The organism is Halosolutus gelatinilyticus, assembly GCF_023028105.1.
Lineage (GTDB): Archaea > Halobacteriota > Halobacteria > Halobacteriales > Natrialbaceae > Halosolutus > Halosolutus gelatinilyticus.
The window spans coordinates 131,318-147,356 of sequence record NZ_CP095492.1 but is presented as its reverse complement, the minus strand read 5'-3'; the positions used below and the strand labels follow the sequence as shown (position 1 = coordinate 147,356).

Here is a 16,039-nt window from a genome sequence, read left to right as displayed (position 1 = left end):
AACGGGCTACTCGCCGCCGACGTCGGTTCCCTCGACCGCGCCGTCGGGGTCGACGTCCGAGACGCTCTCTAGGCCGCCGTAAGTCATCGCCGAGAACTTGGCCGTGACGGTCTCGCCGGGCTCGAGTTCTTTCATCGTGCCGTTCTCGCGCTGGGCCCGAGGGACGTTCCCGCCGGGATAGGCCGTAGTCGGTTCGAGGCCGACGTTGTAGTTGCGATTGAACCACGGCGCCTCGTGGTAGCCGCCGAACGGTTGCCAGTACCAGAGGCACTCGAACGGTTCGAGCGGGAACGTGAGCGCGAAGCCCAGATCGAGGTCCGGGTTGGTGAGCGCGTACCAGCCGTCGTCCATGTCGACGGCGAACGACTGGTCGTGGATCGTCGCGTCCTCCGGAGGAATCTCTCGGAGGTCGACCTCGCCGCCGTCCTTACCGGGGGAGTGGGGCCACTCGAACTTCGCGTCGCCCTTCAGCCGGGCGTTCGGGAAGGCGTCACCGTAGTCAGCGTTGATGCCGGTGGCGGGGGGAAGGTCGAGCCGCGCCGAGGGCGACAGCAGCGGCGGGCCGAGCGTGACGTGCTGCTGCCAGACGTACTCCAGCGATCGGTCACCGAGGTTGGTTACCGACTCCTCGATCTCGAGTCTGGACTCCCTGGCGGGAAGCGTCAGTTCGCGCTCGATCTCGAAGGGGTAGCGGACGAGTTCGACGGTCAAGCGGAGCGTCACTGCCTCGTCGTCGTCGCACACGACCTCGGCGTCCCAGGGGAGCAAGGCGCTCTCGCCGTGGATCCCATAGGCGTTGCCATCGATCTCCCAGCCGCCGCCAGCGACGGGCAGATTCACCTGCCAGCCGCCGGGATAGTGGTCGTTCCACGTGGTTTCGGCCGCAGTCGGGACGTACCGGTCCTCCGGCGGCGTCCAGTTGTGCGGCGTCCGCCAGAGGACGTCCACGTCGGTCCGCTTGTCGCGGAACTCGACGATATCCCCGCCCTTCCCGGGGAGCACTAGCACGCGCAGCGCCTTGTTCTCGAGGAACGCGGCGTCGATGCCGCGGTACGAGAAGTCGGTCGCGATCCGGGGACCGGTCGCGCCGCGGACGCCGGACGCGTCGTCACTCACGCGTCCCTCCGTCGGGCGCCGACCCGCTCGGCCAGCGCGGTCGACAGCGACAGGATTCTGTCCTCCGTCGAGGGCGCGTACCGACCGTCCTCGAACGACTGCCAGGCCTCGTAGCCCCCCTCCGCGAGGACACGCTCCGTGGGCAGGTAGCCGGTGTTGTTCGCGTACGCTGCGACCCATAGCGGCGCGTCGAACTCCGCCTTCAGCTGGCGCGAGTACTCCGCGACGACCTCGCCCGAGAGCGAGAGGATCGCGAGGTCGGTCCCGAAGCCGATCGCCTGGATCGGGTACGGCCGATGGTCGACCACCTCCGACCCGATCTCGTTGTGAGCCCCTTCCTCGGGGGCGACGACGTCGAGTCGCACCTCGTCGGCGGCCAGTTTCAGCGGTCCACGGATCGGCGTCGGCTCCGTGACCAGCGCGCGCTCGACGGCGGTCACAGCCGTCCGTGCGTGCTGGTGGACGAGGTCGCGGCTTCCCTGGGGATACGCTTTCTGGTCGCCGGCGCAGCCGATGACGAACGCGGCCGTCGCCTCGGGGTATCGCTCCTCGAGTTCCTCCATCGCGTAGCCGGGCCAGTCGCCGTTGACTTCGTTGCAGTGGGCCATTCCAACCGTCGGGTGACAGGCATACCCGAACAGGATCGCCTTCGTGGCGCCGTCGGCCGTCTCGGCGGTCAGGACGGGGAAGTCGTGATCCACCGGGCCGTCGGGATGGGGGTCGAACCCGATTCCGTCTTCGGTCGGGCGGCGGCGGTTCATCGCGATGCCGCACTTGGCGCGGTAGTACGACAGCGACGCGCCCTCGACGTCCTCAAGCGCGGCGCTGACGACGTCGACGAGCGTCTTGTCGACGAACTCGCGGTACGAGGCGACCAGATCCTCGTCGCGGTCGTAGTCCGGTTCGAGGCCCTCGGCGTGGGCGTCGTAGTCCGGACCGTAGTGCGTGTGGCTCGGGACGACGAACAGCGACTCCGGCTCAAGGTCCCACCGTTCCGCGCACTCTCGTTCGAGGAGTTCGCGCTGGGACTCTAACAGGAACAGGAGTTCGAACGACAAGACGACCAGCCGCCGTCCCGCGCGATCCTCGAGCGCGATCGCGCGCGCCCGGATGTCGTTCTCGACGCTGTCCATCGGTCCCTCGCGGGCGCCGAATCCGATGAGGTGGTGCGGATCGTCGGGATCGGGCGTGAGCGGCGCCGTTGCCGTGCCGACCCGCCACTCCGGTCGGTCGACTGGCCGCTGACTCGCTTCGTGGTTTGGCATTCTCGTAGGAGCGTCGTCGAGCGCCCGTATTAAATGTACGCTCCATCGGACGGCATCGCTCCGCTCTCGTCGGGCGGCATCAACTTTCCGGACCCAAACAACAGAGAGGGATAAGACTTCGTGCAACGGTGACTTGACCGGGTGCCGAGACAGAAATATAGACGAGATAACGATGCTATCACGAAATGGTCGTCATCGTACTGGGTCAGCAACTCCGATCGGCGTCGCACCTGATCTTCAGCGGCGGAAATTCCAACCCGATCGTCTCGATCCCGGAGTGCGAAGCGATGCGGGAGTATGCCACAGACCGCGGCGTTGATCCGACGCGGATCCGCCTCGAAGCCCGTGCGGAGGACACAATCGGCAATGGGTACTTCACGCGCCGCCTGGTCGACGAGATGCGCCAGGATGTGGATACGATCTTCGTCGTGAGTTCGTGTTATCACATGACGTCCGCGGAGTACGTGTTCCGCCAGTGCTTCGGCGATACGTGCGTGATCGACGGGAGCCGCTGCCATGACGTCCCGAACCCCGGCAGTCTTACCTCGCACGACTACGAAAAGCTCGTTCAGTTGCGGGGTTCTTCGCACCGATCACTCCAGGGGACATGACGTCAATTCGACAGAGACTTGCCGCGGAACACGACTACTATTCGGAGCTTGAGGCGCCCACTACGTCGCTGTAGCCGTCCATCAATTTCCTGAACACAGTCGATGTCGAACTACGGAAAGTCATCGTTGATAGTCGACCTCGGCCCGGAGTCTTCGCTGGTTCGCTCGGGGGCGGCAGCCCACGAGTTCGAGAGGCGAACGCCTCTGCTGCGCAGTCGATCACTTCGCACGCTTCCTCGCGGCCGAGGGGCCGCCAATGCGGGTCTTGGTGCCGGTCGCATTGACCAGAGACGGTACGTACAAATCGCCGCGTCTCGTCACACCGTCATCGCGATGTTACGTGGTTCTTGAGTACACCGACCCCTTCGAACTCGACTTCGACGGTGTCGCCCTCAGCCAACTCGTCGGGACCGAACGGCGTTCCGGTCGCAATGACGTCGCCTGGCTCGAGCGTGATCAGTTCCGACACGTCCGCGACGAGTTCCTCGACGGAGAAAATCATGTGCTCCCGAGTCGTTTCCTGTTTGACTTCGCCGTTGTGACGGAGGGTGAGTGTCGCGTCATCCGGTACTTCGTCGGGCGTGGCGACGACTGGTCCCATCGGGAGCGAGCTGTCGAAGGCCTTGCCGCGGACCCAGTTGCGCTCCTTTTCCTGATCGTCACGGTTTGAGATGTCGTTGACGCAAGTATAGCCTGCGACGACATCGATAGCGTCTTCTTCGGGAACTGCTCGGCACTGCTCGCCGATGACGATACCGAACTCGGCTTCGAACTCGACGCTGTCTCTCCCTGGCGGTAATTCGATAGCGTTGCCGTGAGCGACGATGCAGTTGGGCGTCTTCAGGAATAGCTCGGGCCGATCGGGTCGATCCTCGAAGCCGGACTCCTTCCGGTGGTCCATGTATCCACCGGCCTGACAGACGATCTTCGTCGGTTCTGTCGGCGGGAGGATATCCACTTCGTCGAGATCGTACGTCTTCCCGTCCGCGTGGATGACGTCGCCGGTCCACTCGCCGTGTCTTGCGTATCCCGTCGGATCCGTAAATCTAACAGTTCGCATTGCCATCTGGGTATCCTCGTGGAGATACTAACATTCTTTCGGTCACGAGACCCTGCACAGTCGTCGAGTAATCATACCCACTGAATCCAAATCGACGTCCGGATCCAGTACTTTTATGACACTACCGACATTCACATCTATCGAAGTGAGACCGTCTCCGTTTTTGCGTTTCTTGAAACCCGTCATTGCTCAAAGGTCTCTGCTCACCGATCGCGCACGCGTCTCCGGCGGTGCTTCCGACGGACGTCCGCGCTGAACCCCGTACAGTCGAGTGATACTCTGTACATATCGGCCATTCAAACTCTGTCAAAATTCACCTCGACGTAGACCGGCGCATCGGTTCGACCGTCGAGGCGGAAATCAGTTCGGCCGTGGCCGGGGAATTCGACGCGAAGGACGAAGCGATTCGGGCAGTCGACGATTCGCCCGGTAACGAGTTTGTTGTCGAACACGAACAGAATTCTATACTGATGTTGACAACACTATTCGTTTCGGCCGATACGAATGCATTCACGCGTCGTGCGGGACGCTGATGATTGACTGTGACCCGAATCGTACAGTCGCTACTATTGAACGAATCGATGTTCGTGATCGCCGTGGACCGCCACGAGGAATGCTGCTGCCTGGTATCTCTTCTGGCGTAGAAACCCTCACTACGAATATATTACTGTTCGTCGACAGGAATACGAACTTGAACTACGAGAGTTGAAGTCCATGAGCGAGACGACCGAATTTTCCGTCATCTTCAGTCGAGAATAACAGCTGTAATAGCTAGAACATTCTCAATAGATAAAATAGGTGCAATAGGTGCAATATTTATAATAGGGACTCGGGCACAGCAGGAACAAATTCGAGATCGCTGAGGAGCGACGAATTGCGTCGCTTCTGAATTATCGATCGATAGTCCCGGTGCTCGGCGAGAAAACGTTCAGGGTTCGCGTCGCGCTTCGAGCACCAGTTCCGCTACCCGCTCCGGCTCTGCGTTCGCGAGTCGAAGGACCGCGTCGTGAATCTCTCGCGTTTCCTCGTCGACGACGTCCGCCTCGGCGAGCGTGGGCGCGATCGTCGTCCGAAGGTTCTTTTCGAATTCCGTCCACGTCTCGTCGCGGGCGTAGAGCGGTTTCTGGCGGACCTCGCCGTACTCGAACGCCGGTCCCGACTCGGCGGCGTTTACTTCGTCACTCGTCTGCTCCTCTTCGATCGGCCGCTCCCTCGACTCTCGAATGGCCGTCGCAGTCGGTGACGTATCAGCATCGTCCGCCGGTGAGGTATCTGCGTCGCCGTCCGTCGACATCTCTTCGGCGGTGTCGTCCGACTCCATCTCGGCGGCGTCCGATTCGGTTTCGGCGGTTTCGAGGTCGTCGAACGGATTCGTCATCGATCGATCCCTCCGTTCGCGACGATCCCCGCGAGTTCCTCGTAGCACGCGATCTGGTCATTCTCGGGATCGTAGTCCTGCAACGGCTGGTTGTGCTGGAGGGATCGAGAGAGGGCCGATCGGTGGCGAATGCCGGGTTTCGGCGCGGGAATCTCGCCGGCGTCGATCTGCTCGAACTCGTCGGCGGTGATGCGGGCAAACTCCGGCACCGCTTCCTGTAGCGGTTGCCCGGGGTTCACCTCGTAACTCGCGGTGTTCAGGTTCTCGAGGAGTTCGCGATCCTCGGTCTGCTGGTCGATTCGATCGCCGAGTTTGTTCGGGACGACCGCGAGCACGTCGACGTCGATGTACTCGCGCGCGGGTTCGATGAGTCGCTCCATCGTCCGCTTGTAGCCGCCGATCGCGCTCGAGCCGGGTTCGATCGGAATCACGACGTTTCCCGTCGCGACGAGGGCGTTGTTGTTCAGCATCCCGGGATACGCCGGGCAGTCGAACACGACGTAGTCGTATCGCTCGCCCAGTAACGGATCTACGATCTTCGATTTGACTCGCGCCGATCCCTGCATCGCCCCCGCGAGGTCTTTTTCGACGTCTTCGAGCGTGTTCGACGAGGGTAACAGATCGAAGCTATGCTCGGTCGATCGGATGATATCGGCCGGCGTCGCGGCGCCGTCGAGTATCACGTCGCCGAGGTTCACGTCGCTCTGATAGGCGTCTCGGTATCCGAGGCCGTTCGTCGCGTGACCGTTCGGGTCCAAGTCCGCGAACAGCGTCCTCCCTCGCTCGGCGAGCTGCCGCGCGAGGTTCATCGAGGTCGTTGATTTGCCGACACCACCTTTCAGGATGACCACGCTGACGGCGCGTGGATCGGTCGTTGTCTCGCCCATTATTGTCTTGTACCCGGTTTCAACAGAGCGATAGGTATCTATTGTACCGAAATCGCCTGTTTCAGTGGATAGTGAATGTATTCAATTCCTGCGTAATAATTCTACCTACTGTAGATTCAATAGGTGCAGTAGCTGCAATAGGTGACCTAGACCAGATAGAAGAGGTACCTATTGTGGCGATAGGCGGGAGAGCCTAACGAAGAAGGTGCGTCTAGCGCTTCCTTCCGATCCCCGTGCGCCGCAGGTCAAATACTGTAGCAGGTACAATAGGTAGTTGTGGTAAGATAGGTGAGCCACCTACTCCAGACACCTATTGTATCACTAGCTCCGATTTCAGCCGTTAATACACCCCTTCGTTTCGAAGGAAAGCTCCCTGGTAAAGGTGAAGTATATACGATAAGTGCAATAGCTATAATAGGTGAAGTAGGGAAGGTGCCTATTGTAGGGAAGGTAGTTAAAACACCGCCTCAACCTGGCTTCCCTGTTCGGTTGTCGATCGAGCAAGTTCAACCGATCTCTGCGGCCATCGGTTTGCTACGTTTCCTGGTTGCGACGCAGCAACCTCAAGTAGTACCTACTGGACATACCTCACGTGGCCCACCTTCCAAACATACTGTGCGAACCGCACCTATTACATCTATTACACCTATTGGACCTGTCACACTGAACTCGCCCCTTGAACCGACTTCCCCTATCCGAGCGAATATACCGTCAACCAGCCCAATAGATCGGTCTTCACCGATACGGGGATGCAGTCGATACTCGAAAACTCCCGACGATCCCGAGTCGATCGTGCTCGCAGTCGACAGGTGGAGTAGGTACCTACTGAAACTATTCCTCCCACGGATCTCAGTTCTCACACGGGAGAACCAGCCAGATCCTCGCCAAGTGTAAGGAGGCCCGTCATCGGCAGGGAGAACTGATGCGCGCGATCGGGGGAATCTACGAGGCGCTGCGACTAGACGTGATCGCCACATCTGGAATTTGGTCAGTTGATCGTAAATCGGTTGGAGACCCGAATGACGTAGTCGCCCGGAAGTGAGAGCCGAATCGCCTGGCCCGCTCTCGATTCGCGCGTTCGGCCGGTGGAGTGCGACGTGTGAACTATGCCTATCGATACGATCTCGACGTTCCCAGTGAGTGAAGAAACAAATAGGTGTTTATTTTCCCTGTTTTTCCATAGCCGTCAAATATGGTGTTTTCAGAGAGTAGTCCACGTGTAGATATATCTAGTATAGATCGGAGCCGTCCAAGGCTGAATACCAGTGTACCACCGATCGGCACTCAATCACATCGTGCTACTGACACGGATAATTCGACGATAAGAGCCACCTATACTCGCCTTTGTCCGATCTAAATTCGTCACAGAATCGCGTTACGATCGTCACGGTTTTGATTTCGACGTGAGCGATAGAGAGAGATCTGCACCAAATATGTCCTTAGAGGATTCAGTAATAGAATATTAGTATTTGGAGCTTTTTAATAGCACGTGAGAGAATAAACTACTTAGTAGTTTCAGGGGGTCGGCTTCAGCAGAGCTGGATAGTGGAAGACCACTTGTAAAAGGGAAGACTTGTCCGTGTTTCCTGAGGAGACCGTGGTCGTGTGGGACGGTCGGCAACGCCCTGACGGGCGTTTACCTCGGGAGAAGCAGGCGATTTGCGCGGATTGCTTCCACCACTAGCGAGTCTGCGATCAGATGAACGGCGGAGAGTAGCTTACTTGGTTCATACGCGGCGAGCGCAGCAGCCACTCGACGAGCAGACGGCCGCCGAGGGCAAACAAGACCGCGCTATCCTTTCTGCCCGCTACTGGAACCGTTCGGTCAACGCCGGCCGACGCCGGAGAGGTCACCGACGAGCGCGCAGTCGGCGACGTCCATCGCGGGGCCGTCAGCTCGGTGCCGATCGCACGATCGTCTTCGACCCCGTTATGTCGGCAACGCGCTGGGCGGCGCCGGAGATGCCGATCCCGAACTCAAGCCTTCGAAGGCAACTTAGCGGGTTGATCTGAACAGACATCACCTATTGATTCCACAGATGACTTACTGCCATTTTCACTTCGCACACGGGGCCCGGACGCGAACGGGATCCAGTGGCATCCCGTCAAAACCAATCGATGCGAGCGGAAAGCCGAGTTACAGCCGACAGATGGAAACGGCCGGATCGCGCGAGTTATAGCGATTCGACTCGGTTCGACGCTTGTGACCGTCTTCGCATACTGCCGGAATCGGCTGACAGTGACAGAGATGGACAAACGTTTTGACCGTTCCATCACAGAGGACCAGTATGACGGACGACCGACCGAATATCGTCTTCATCAATACTGACCAGCAGCGATACGACACGGTCCGAGCGCTCGGTGCAGAGCATATGGACACGCCGAACCTGGACCGACTCGTCGAGAATGGGGTGTCGTTTACTGACTGCCACATTACGGCGCCGTCGTGTGCACCCTCTCGGGCGAGCCTGTTCACCGGCTACTACCCCCACACGACCGGGATCTACCGGAACGGCGATCGATGGACCCACTCGTGGGTGGAGGACCTCTCGGACAGCGGGTACTACACGGTAAATATCGGGAAAATGCATACGGCTCCCTACGAGACGTCGATGGGATTCGACGAGCGCTACCCCGTTGAGAACAAAGACCGGTACCTCGGGGACGTTCCCGCGGGCGAACCGCCGCTACCTGGCGAGAAGTACTTCCTCGACGAGTGGGATCGAGCGCTGGGGGCGCGGGGCCTCCTGAAACAGCAGCGGGAGTTCTACCGCCAGTGGGACGACTACGAGGAGCGGCTGGGCGCCTTTGAATGGGAGCTCCCGGAGGATACTCACCCGGATGTGTTCGTCGGGGACTTCGTAACGCGGTGGCTCGACCACATGCCAAAGCTCGACCAGCCGCTGTTCATGGAGGTGGGATTCCCCGGCCCGCACCCGCCGTACGATCCGACGCCGGAGTACGCGGAGGAGTACCTCGACCGCGACCTCCCGTCGCCCAAACTCGACGGTGACGACCTCGACGGTCAGCCGGCCCCGATGAAGGCCCTCCGCGAGCACCACCGGGAAATCGACCACGACTCGGTCGTGCACGACGTTGATGCGACAGCGGAGCAACTCCGCCGACAGCGGGCCTACTACTACGCCAACGTGGCGATGATCGACGAACAGGTTGGAAAAATCATGAACGCGCTCGAAGCTAACGGGTACGAGGACACGGTCGTCGTGTTTACGTCGGACCACGGAGAGATGCTGACCGACCACGGCCACATCCAAAAGTGGACGATGTACGACGAGGTCACCCGCGTTCCAACGATGGTGTGGTCGCCAGGGCGCTTCGAGCCCGACACGATCGACGATCTCGTCTCGCTGTTCGATCTCGGACCGACCGTGCTCGATATCGCCGACGCGCCGATTGACGAATCGATGGAGGCCAGATCCCTGCTCGGCGCGCTTGAAAGCGATTCCGAGTGGACGGGACGCGATGTCGTGTTTGCCGAACACGCCAGAAGCGGCATCCTGGAGGAGACGGAGTTCATGACGATGGTCCGGACCGACGACTGGAAACTCGTCCACTTCGTTGACCACGACGAGGGACAGTTGTTCGATCTGAACGCCGACCCCGAGGAGACCGAGAATCTGTGGGGCGACCCGGACGCCCGGGGCGCCAAACGTGCTTTGCTCGACACCCTGCTGGAGTGGCGCATTCGGAGCGACGTCAACACGGCCGACTGGGCGGAGAACTTCCGGTAGGCCCTTCCCCCGGAACCCACGGCCAGCGTTATCGGCCCTCAGATAGATCGACCGATGTTCCCCACCGAACGTCGCTGTCATCGCAGTGGTCGGTTCGACGAACTTCATCGTAAGAATTTACTCGGTGCTCGGGATACGTCGTGACGTGACGGACGACGATCCTGCGTGCTGTGCCGCGTCACGGGACCGACAGCATCCGTCGAGAGACGGGACCGCCGATAACCGATCGACAGACGTGCCGTCAGCAACCGAACCGGTTGCTGAGGACGACGACAGGACGAAGGCAATGGTCCGCCTCGATGGCGGGTCGTTCACCATGGGGACGGACTCCGACGCCGGTTTTCCCCAGGACGGGGAGGGTCCAACGCGCGAGGTTACTGTCGAGCCGTTCTACGTCGACAAGTTTGCGGTCACCAACGCACAGTTCCTCGAGTTCGTCCGCGAGACCGGCTACACGACCGACGCGGAGCGGTTCGGCTGGTCGTTCGTCTTCGAGAATTTCGTGAAGGATGCGGACCGCGACCGGATCGTACAGAACGCGAGCGCGGCCCCCTGGTGGGCCGCCGTCGAAGGCGCCGACTGGCTCCATCCCAACGGGCCCGGCGAGAGCCTCCTCGATGACCGCTCACTCTTGAAACACCCCGTGACCCACGTTTCCTGGCGCGACGCCGCTGCGTACGCCGACTGGGCAGGCAAGCGTCTCCCGACTGAGGCCGAGTGGGAGTACGCCGCCCGCGGTCGCCTCCACCAGCGGAAGTTCCCATGGGGAGACGAGTTGCGACCCGACGGCGAACACCGGTGCAATATCTGGCAGGGGGACTTTCCAGAGCACAACACCGGCGACGACGGCTACGTCCAGACCGCACCCGTCAACGAGTACGAGCCCAACGGCCACGGGCTATACAACGTCTCCGGCAACGTCTGGGAGTGGTGTGCCGACTGGTTTGACGCCGACTACCACACCACCGACGCCTACTCGTACGACAACCCTACCGGGCCGGAAACTGGCAGGGAACGGGTAATGCGCGGAGGATCATACCTCTGTCACCGCTCGTGGTGCAACCGCTACCGCGTCGCCGCCCGCTCCAAGAACACCCCCGACAGCTCCACCGGCAACATCGGCTTCCGCTGTGTCGTCGCCGCCACTTGAGACAGTCGACGCGGCTCTCGTCCGGCGCAGATTACCCGTTTTTGCTCGCGTTTTCCGGGCGATTACTGTACCAGCGCCACCCGAAAGGAAACCGAGCGGCAGCGAGGATTGCCGATCGAGATCGCCTTCCAGGATCGCTCCTCGGCTGAGAGACGCGGTTTGTCCGATGATAATCTCGACGCCGAGCGGTGACGGCGGGTGGGAAAGGGAGATCATCCGCGTTCGGACAGATAGATGGGGCGGGCGTGCCTAGCGACGCTGTCAGACCCCGTTCCGTTCGAGGTAGCCAGCCTCGGCGAGCGCGTCGGCCAGCGACCCACGGGCGATCCGCGACGCACCGTCGATCGGTCGCAGCGTCCCCCACTCGGGGACCGGCTCTCCGCAGTCAGGACATTTCCTGACGACCCTATCGCGTTTCGGCTGGACGTCCCAGTCGGTGATATCCGCATCGAGACCGCTCCAACTGCAGCGACACTGAAGCTGTACGTTCGGGTGATCTAAACTCCTCGCGACGCTCGGTTCCGACATACATCTCCCTCGGCCTCCGACCAACATAAAAGTAATTACGTCAGGCGGGCGAAATCCTCTTGCGCGTACTTCGACTCTGGGTAGCGCTTCGAAGACGCTATCGAAGCGGCGTGTCGGCGATGCGGGTTCGGGGTATTCCGCGGGATAGCGGCGACGCCAACCCGCGACGGTAACACGGCGGCGGGAGGTCGACGGTCGGCGCCCGCCAGGCTCCTCAGGACGGCGACGGACGGCTGCGGGTAGCTGCTCGCGACCGTCCATCGCGTCGCCCTCGCGTTCAGTCGGCACTCGACGCGGCGTCGCCTCGCACGGACTTCGCCGTCGAGAGAACGAGTCCCGCGACGTCCTCGCTAAGCCGCTTGTCGACGATGTCGTCAGGCCCGGAGGCGGCGACGGCACCGATCGGGCGCTCGTCCTCGTCGAGCACGGGCGCGGCGACGGACCGCCACTCGTTGCCCGCCCCTCGATCGAATACGATCCGTCGGTCTCTCACGTGCCGGAATTCGCTCTCGAGGTCCGCGCGCCGATCGTCGTCGAATCCGGAGAGGGCGGCGTCGCGCCGGTCGTCGGGGAGGTGCGCGAGGATGGTTCGGCCTGCCGCCGTCGTCGGGAGGAAGAACCGGTCACCCTGTCGGAATCGGGGCGTGCCGGACGCCGATGACGCGTATAGAACGACGCCGTCGTCGCCGTCGGGAACGGCGAGAAACGCCGTCATCCGCGCGTTCTGGGCGAGCGTATCGATACCGGTTCGCACGTCGCCGAACGCGACGAGCTGTTGTTGCATCGTGTAGGCTCCGAGCGAGAGGAACCGGATCCCCAGACGGTACTCGGTGCCGTCCTTGGCGACGTAGCCGAGCATCAAGAGCGTCTGCAAGTGCTTGTGCACCGCGCTTTTCGACAGGTCGAGTGCCCTGGCGAGTTCGGTCACGCCGGCACCGTCCCGCTCGCGCAACACGTCGACGATGTCGAATGCTGTCTTCGTCGACTGCACCCACGCCGACTCGCCCTGCTGAATACTATCGTTGCTCACGGCGGGGCTTTCGAGCGGAGACATATAGAATTATATGCTCCGGTCGACCGCGGAGGAAAACAGGCGAGCGTAGCTACAGTTTCGACCGGAAGGAGATCGTTCACTGTTGGAGAACAGTGTGCGAAAGACAATGTCGTTCACTGAGAGGAAACATTCGGAGTTCCCGTGGAGTGACCGAGGTTTGTTGGCGCCTGATAACCATTTCAAGGCTGCATATGTTTACAACCGTATTTTTGTAACGGAGGGGGTGTGTTTACAACCGTATTTTTGTAATAAAGTTCGACTCGCACGCCGCGTGTTCACCATTAGATAACAACCGTCGTGTCAGAGCAGCGTTACTCACCGACGAACAGGTGTGCAGGGACGCGTAGAAAATATTCGTTTCCCAAGGTGAAACGCGGAGGACTACTCGCGAAACGCGCCCCGGCCACAACCGCTTTTTATCTCGGGGCACTCCTCCGAAGCATGGACGTCGATCTCGACAGTCGGACGGCACTAGTCACCGGCGCGGGGAGAGGAAACGGGAAGGCGACGGCGAAACTACTCGCCTCGAACGGTGCGAACGTCGTCGCGAACGACCTCGACCAGGCGCCGGCCGAAGCGGTCGTAGCGGACATCCGCGAGGAGGACGGCGACGCCATCGCGGTGGCGGCGGACGTCTCTGACCGCGCGGAGGTCGAGGCGATGTTCGACGTCGCCGAAGAGACGTTCGGGACGGTCGACGTGCTCGTGAACAACGCCGGATTCGGGAAGGGCGATCGGTTCGTCAACGAACCGTCCAACGACCTCTGGCGCGAGACGCTGGAGACGCACCTGTTCGGAACGATCAACTGCACCCGGCGCGCAGTCACCAGAATGCGCGAGCGGGGGTACGGGAAGATCGTCAACGTGACCTCGATTCACACGAAAAACGGCGTCGGAATGTCACCCCAGTACGACGTCGCGAAATTCTCCATCCTCGGGCTCACCAAGTCGCTGGCCCTGGAGCTCGGCCGCGAGGGGATCCGCGTCAACGCCGTCGCACCCGGATGGGTTGACACCCGCCTCACCGACGGATTCGACGACCGGACCCGCGAGAAGATCGTCGATCTGAACCCCCTCGGCCGATTCGCCGAACCCGAGGAGGTCGCCCAGACGATCGCCTTCCTCTGTTCGCCGGCCAGCGACTACGTCAACGGCCACGAACTGCGCGTCGACGGCGGCCAGGTGCCCATCGACAACTGGACGTTCCGGTACGAGGGGTAGCGGGGAGGAAAGAAACGAACCGGGTCGTTACGGACGGTAGTCGGGGAGCGTGTCGTCCTGCATGACGGACGTGCGCCCGCCGTCGACGAGCAACTGGGCGCCGGTGACGAACGCCGCGTCGTCGCTCGCGAGGAACGCGGCGACGCCGGCGACGTCCTCGGGCGTCCCGAGGCGACCGAGCGGGTGGATCGACTCGACGTGCTCGCGCTCGTCCTCGGGCAGCTCCTCGGCGGTGCGTTCGATCAGGATCCAGCCGGGGTTGATCGTGTTCGCGCGGATCTCCGGTCCGAGATCGACCGCCATTGCGCGAGTCATCCCGTTGATCCCCGCCTTGATCGCGTTGTAGGGGAACAGTCCGGGCATCGTCAGGAACGCGTGGTTCGAGGAGACGTTGATGATCGACCCCTCGTCCATGTGCTCGGCGGCGTGCTTCGCACAGAGCCAGTACGATCGGAAGTCCGTCTCGACGACGAACTCCCAGTCCTCGATTGTCGCCTCGGTCACGCTCGTCTCCGTCTGGACGCCGGCGTTGTTGACCAGCACGTCGAGACCGCCGAACGCTTCGACGGTCGCCTCGACGAGCGCGGCGATGTCGTCCGGCTCGCGCATGTCGGCGCGAACGAAGACGGCGTCGCCGCCGTTCTCGCGGATCGACTCGGCGACGGCCTCGCCGTCGTCAGTTGACCGACCGGTCACGACGACGGAAGCGCCCTCCGCAGCAAACCGCCTCGCAATTCCCTCGCCGATGCCTCGGGTTGAGCCAGTCACGATTGCGACATCGCCATCGAGCCGTCCTGAACAGGGTATTTGGGCCATCACCACTCCGCGATGCTGCCGTCGTCGTGTTTCCAGATCGGGTTGTGCCAGTTCACGTCTCGCTTGGCCTGCTCGCGCACGAACTCCTCGTCGATCTCGATGCCCAAGCCGGGGGCCTCAGGCAGTTCGACGTAGCCGTCGTCGTAGGTGAACACCCCGGGGTCTTCGAGGTAGTCGAGCACGTCATTGGTCCGGTTGTAGTGGATGTCCAGGCTTTGTTCCTGGATCAGCGTGTTCGGCGTGCAGGCGTCGACCTGAATGCACGCCGACAGCGCGATGGGACCGAGCGGGCAGTGGGGAGCCAGCGCCACGTCGTAGGATTCGGCCATCGCGGCGATCTTCTTGACCTCGGAGATGCCGCCTGCGTGAGACAGGTCCGGTTGAATCAGGTCCACCGTACCCTGCTCGAAGATCTCCTTGAAGTCCCACCGCGAGTACATCCGCTCGCCGGTCGCGATGGGGATCGTCGTCGACTGAGAGATCCCCGGCAGCGCGTCGTTGTGCTCCGAGAGAACCGGCTCCTCGATGAACATCGGGTCATACGGTTCGAGCGCCTTCGCGAGGCGCTTGGCCATCGACTTCGACGCTCGACCGTGGAAGTCGACGCCGATGTCGACGTCAGGGCCGACGGTGTCCCGCACCTCTGCGATGCGATCGCAGGCCTCCTGTACGGCCGCGGGCGTGTCGATGCTGCGGAGTTCCGACGTGACGTTCATCTTCAGCGCGGTGAACCCCTGGGCGACCTTCTCTCGGGCGGCATCGCCAACGTCGGACGGTCGATCACCGCCGATCCACTGGTAAACGCGGATTCGGTCGCACGTTCGGCCGCCGAGTAGGTCGTAGACCGGCACGTCGAAGCGCTTGCCCTTGATGTCCCACAACGCCTGGTCGATCCCGGCGATCGCGCTCATCAAGATCGGTCCGCCGCGATAGAACCCGCCGCGGTACATCCGCTGCCAGTGGTGTTCGATCCGGAGAGGATCCTTGCCCAGCAGATAGTTGTCCATCAGTTCCTCGACGGCGCTCTGGACGGTTTTCGCGCGCCCCTCGACGATGGGTTCGCCCCAGCCGACCGTTCCGTCGCTCGTCGAGACCTTCAACATCAGCCACCGAGGAGGAACCTCAAACAGCTCGTAGTCAGTGATCTTCATGACGTGAGTCCGCATGAGACGATACCCTTCTAGTAGTTAAATCCTATTGC

Annotated in this window: 13 protein-coding genes; 4 read left to right on the top strand and 9 right to left on the bottom strand. The window is 61.6% G+C overall.

Annotation, left to right across the window (positions count from 1 at the left end; translation table 11 throughout):
- Nucleotides 1-6 precede the first annotated feature (6 nt).
- Together MUH00_RS19790 and MUH00_RS19785 are read right to left on the bottom strand one after the other, a co-directional pair.
- Complete coding sequence (locus MUH00_RS19790; protein WP_247004530.1) at nucleotides 7-1,116, bottom strand: aldose 1-epimerase; 1,110 nt, start codon at nucleotides 1,114-1,116, stop codon at nucleotides 7-9.
- Nucleotides 1,113-2,381: a hypothetical protein gene (locus MUH00_RS19785; RefSeq protein ID WP_247004529.1), complete on the bottom strand. Its 1,269-nt coding sequence runs from the start codon at nucleotides 2,379-2,381 to the stop codon at nucleotides 1,113-1,115. The genes MUH00_RS19790 and MUH00_RS19785 overlap by 4 nt, the downstream gene beginning before the upstream one ends.
- A 185-nt stretch (nucleotides 2,382-2,566) precedes the next feature.
- On the opposite strand from MUH00_RS19785, the gene MUH00_RS19780 reads away from it, so the two are divergent.
- Nucleotides 2,567-2,992 carry a YdcF family protein gene (locus tag MUH00_RS19780; RefSeq protein WP_247004528.1) on the top strand — a complete coding sequence of 142 codons (426 nt, stop codon included), beginning with the start codon at nucleotides 2,567-2,569 and terminating at the stop codon, nucleotides 2,990-2,992.
- 325 nt (nucleotides 2,993-3,317) lie between these two features.
- Here MUH00_RS19780 and MUH00_RS19775 read toward each other — a convergent pair whose 3' ends face one another.
- The 3 genes from MUH00_RS19775 to MUH00_RS19765 form a co-directional block, all read right to left on the bottom strand.
- On the bottom strand, nucleotides 3,318-4,052 hold the full coding sequence (locus MUH00_RS19775) for a fumarylacetoacetate hydrolase family protein (RefSeq protein WP_247004717.1): 735 nt from the start codon (nucleotides 4,050-4,052) through the stop codon (nucleotides 3,318-3,320).
- 928 nt (nucleotides 4,053-4,980) lie between these two features.
- Nucleotides 4,981-5,430 carry a DUF7970 domain-containing protein gene (locus MUH00_RS19770; RefSeq protein ID WP_247004527.1) on the bottom strand — a complete coding sequence of 150 codons (450 nt, stop codon included), beginning with the start codon at nucleotides 5,428-5,430 and terminating at the stop codon, nucleotides 4,981-4,983.
- Complete coding sequence (locus MUH00_RS19765) at nucleotides 5,427-6,317, bottom strand: ParA family protein (RefSeq protein WP_247004526.1); 891 nt, start codon at nucleotides 6,315-6,317, stop codon at nucleotides 5,427-5,429. The genes MUH00_RS19770 and MUH00_RS19765 overlap by 4 nt, the downstream gene beginning before the upstream one ends.
- Before the next feature lie 2,288 nt (nucleotides 6,318-8,605).
- Here MUH00_RS19765 and MUH00_RS19760 point away from each other — a divergent pair.
- Nucleotides 8,606-10,069 carry a sulfatase family protein gene (locus tag MUH00_RS19760; RefSeq protein WP_247004524.1) on the top strand — a complete coding sequence of 488 codons (1,464 nt, stop codon included), beginning with the start codon at nucleotides 8,606-8,608 and terminating at the stop codon, nucleotides 10,067-10,069.
- Between the two features lie 145 nt (nucleotides 10,070-10,214).
- Nucleotides 10,215-11,219, top strand: a complete 1,005-nt coding sequence (locus tag MUH00_RS19755) for a formylglycine-generating enzyme family protein (protein ID WP_486606288.1) — start codon at nucleotides 10,215-10,217, stop codon at nucleotides 11,217-11,219.
- Between the two features lie 261 nt (nucleotides 11,220-11,480).
- On the opposite strand, the gene MUH00_RS19750 is transcribed toward MUH00_RS19755, so the two are convergent.
- Nucleotides 11,481-11,747, bottom strand: coding sequence for a hypothetical protein (locus MUH00_RS19750; protein WP_247004522.1), 267 nt, complete (start codon nucleotides 11,745-11,747; stop codon nucleotides 11,481-11,483).
- A gap of 277 nt (nucleotides 11,748-12,024) precedes the next feature.
- Nucleotides 12,025-12,777, bottom strand: a complete 753-nt coding sequence (locus MUH00_RS19745) for an IclR family transcriptional regulator (protein ID WP_247004520.1) — start codon at nucleotides 12,775-12,777, stop codon at nucleotides 12,025-12,027.
- A 465-nt stretch (nucleotides 12,778-13,242) separates the two neighbouring features.
- On the opposite strand from MUH00_RS19745, the gene MUH00_RS19740 reads away from it, so the two are divergent.
- Nucleotides 13,243-14,022 carry an SDR family NAD(P)-dependent oxidoreductase gene (locus MUH00_RS19740; RefSeq protein WP_247004518.1) on the top strand — a complete coding sequence of 260 codons (780 nt, stop codon included), beginning with the start codon at nucleotides 13,243-13,245 and terminating at the stop codon, nucleotides 14,020-14,022.
- 27 nt (nucleotides 14,023-14,049) lie between these two features.
- On the opposite strand, the gene MUH00_RS19735 is transcribed toward MUH00_RS19740, so the two are convergent.
- Together MUH00_RS19735 and dgoD are read right to left on the bottom strand one after the other, a co-directional pair.
- Entirely contained in the window at nucleotides 14,050-14,838 is a 789-nt protein-coding gene (locus tag MUH00_RS19735) for an SDR family NAD(P)-dependent oxidoreductase (protein WP_247004516.1), read from the bottom strand.
- On the bottom strand, nucleotides 14,838-15,989 hold the full coding sequence (gene dgoD, locus MUH00_RS19730; protein WP_247004514.1) for a galactonate dehydratase: 1,152 nt from the start codon (nucleotides 15,987-15,989) through the stop codon (nucleotides 14,838-14,840). Before dgoD ends, MUH00_RS19735 begins: the two co-directional genes overlap by 1 nt.
- Between the last annotated feature and the right edge of the window lie 50 nt (nucleotides 15,990-16,039).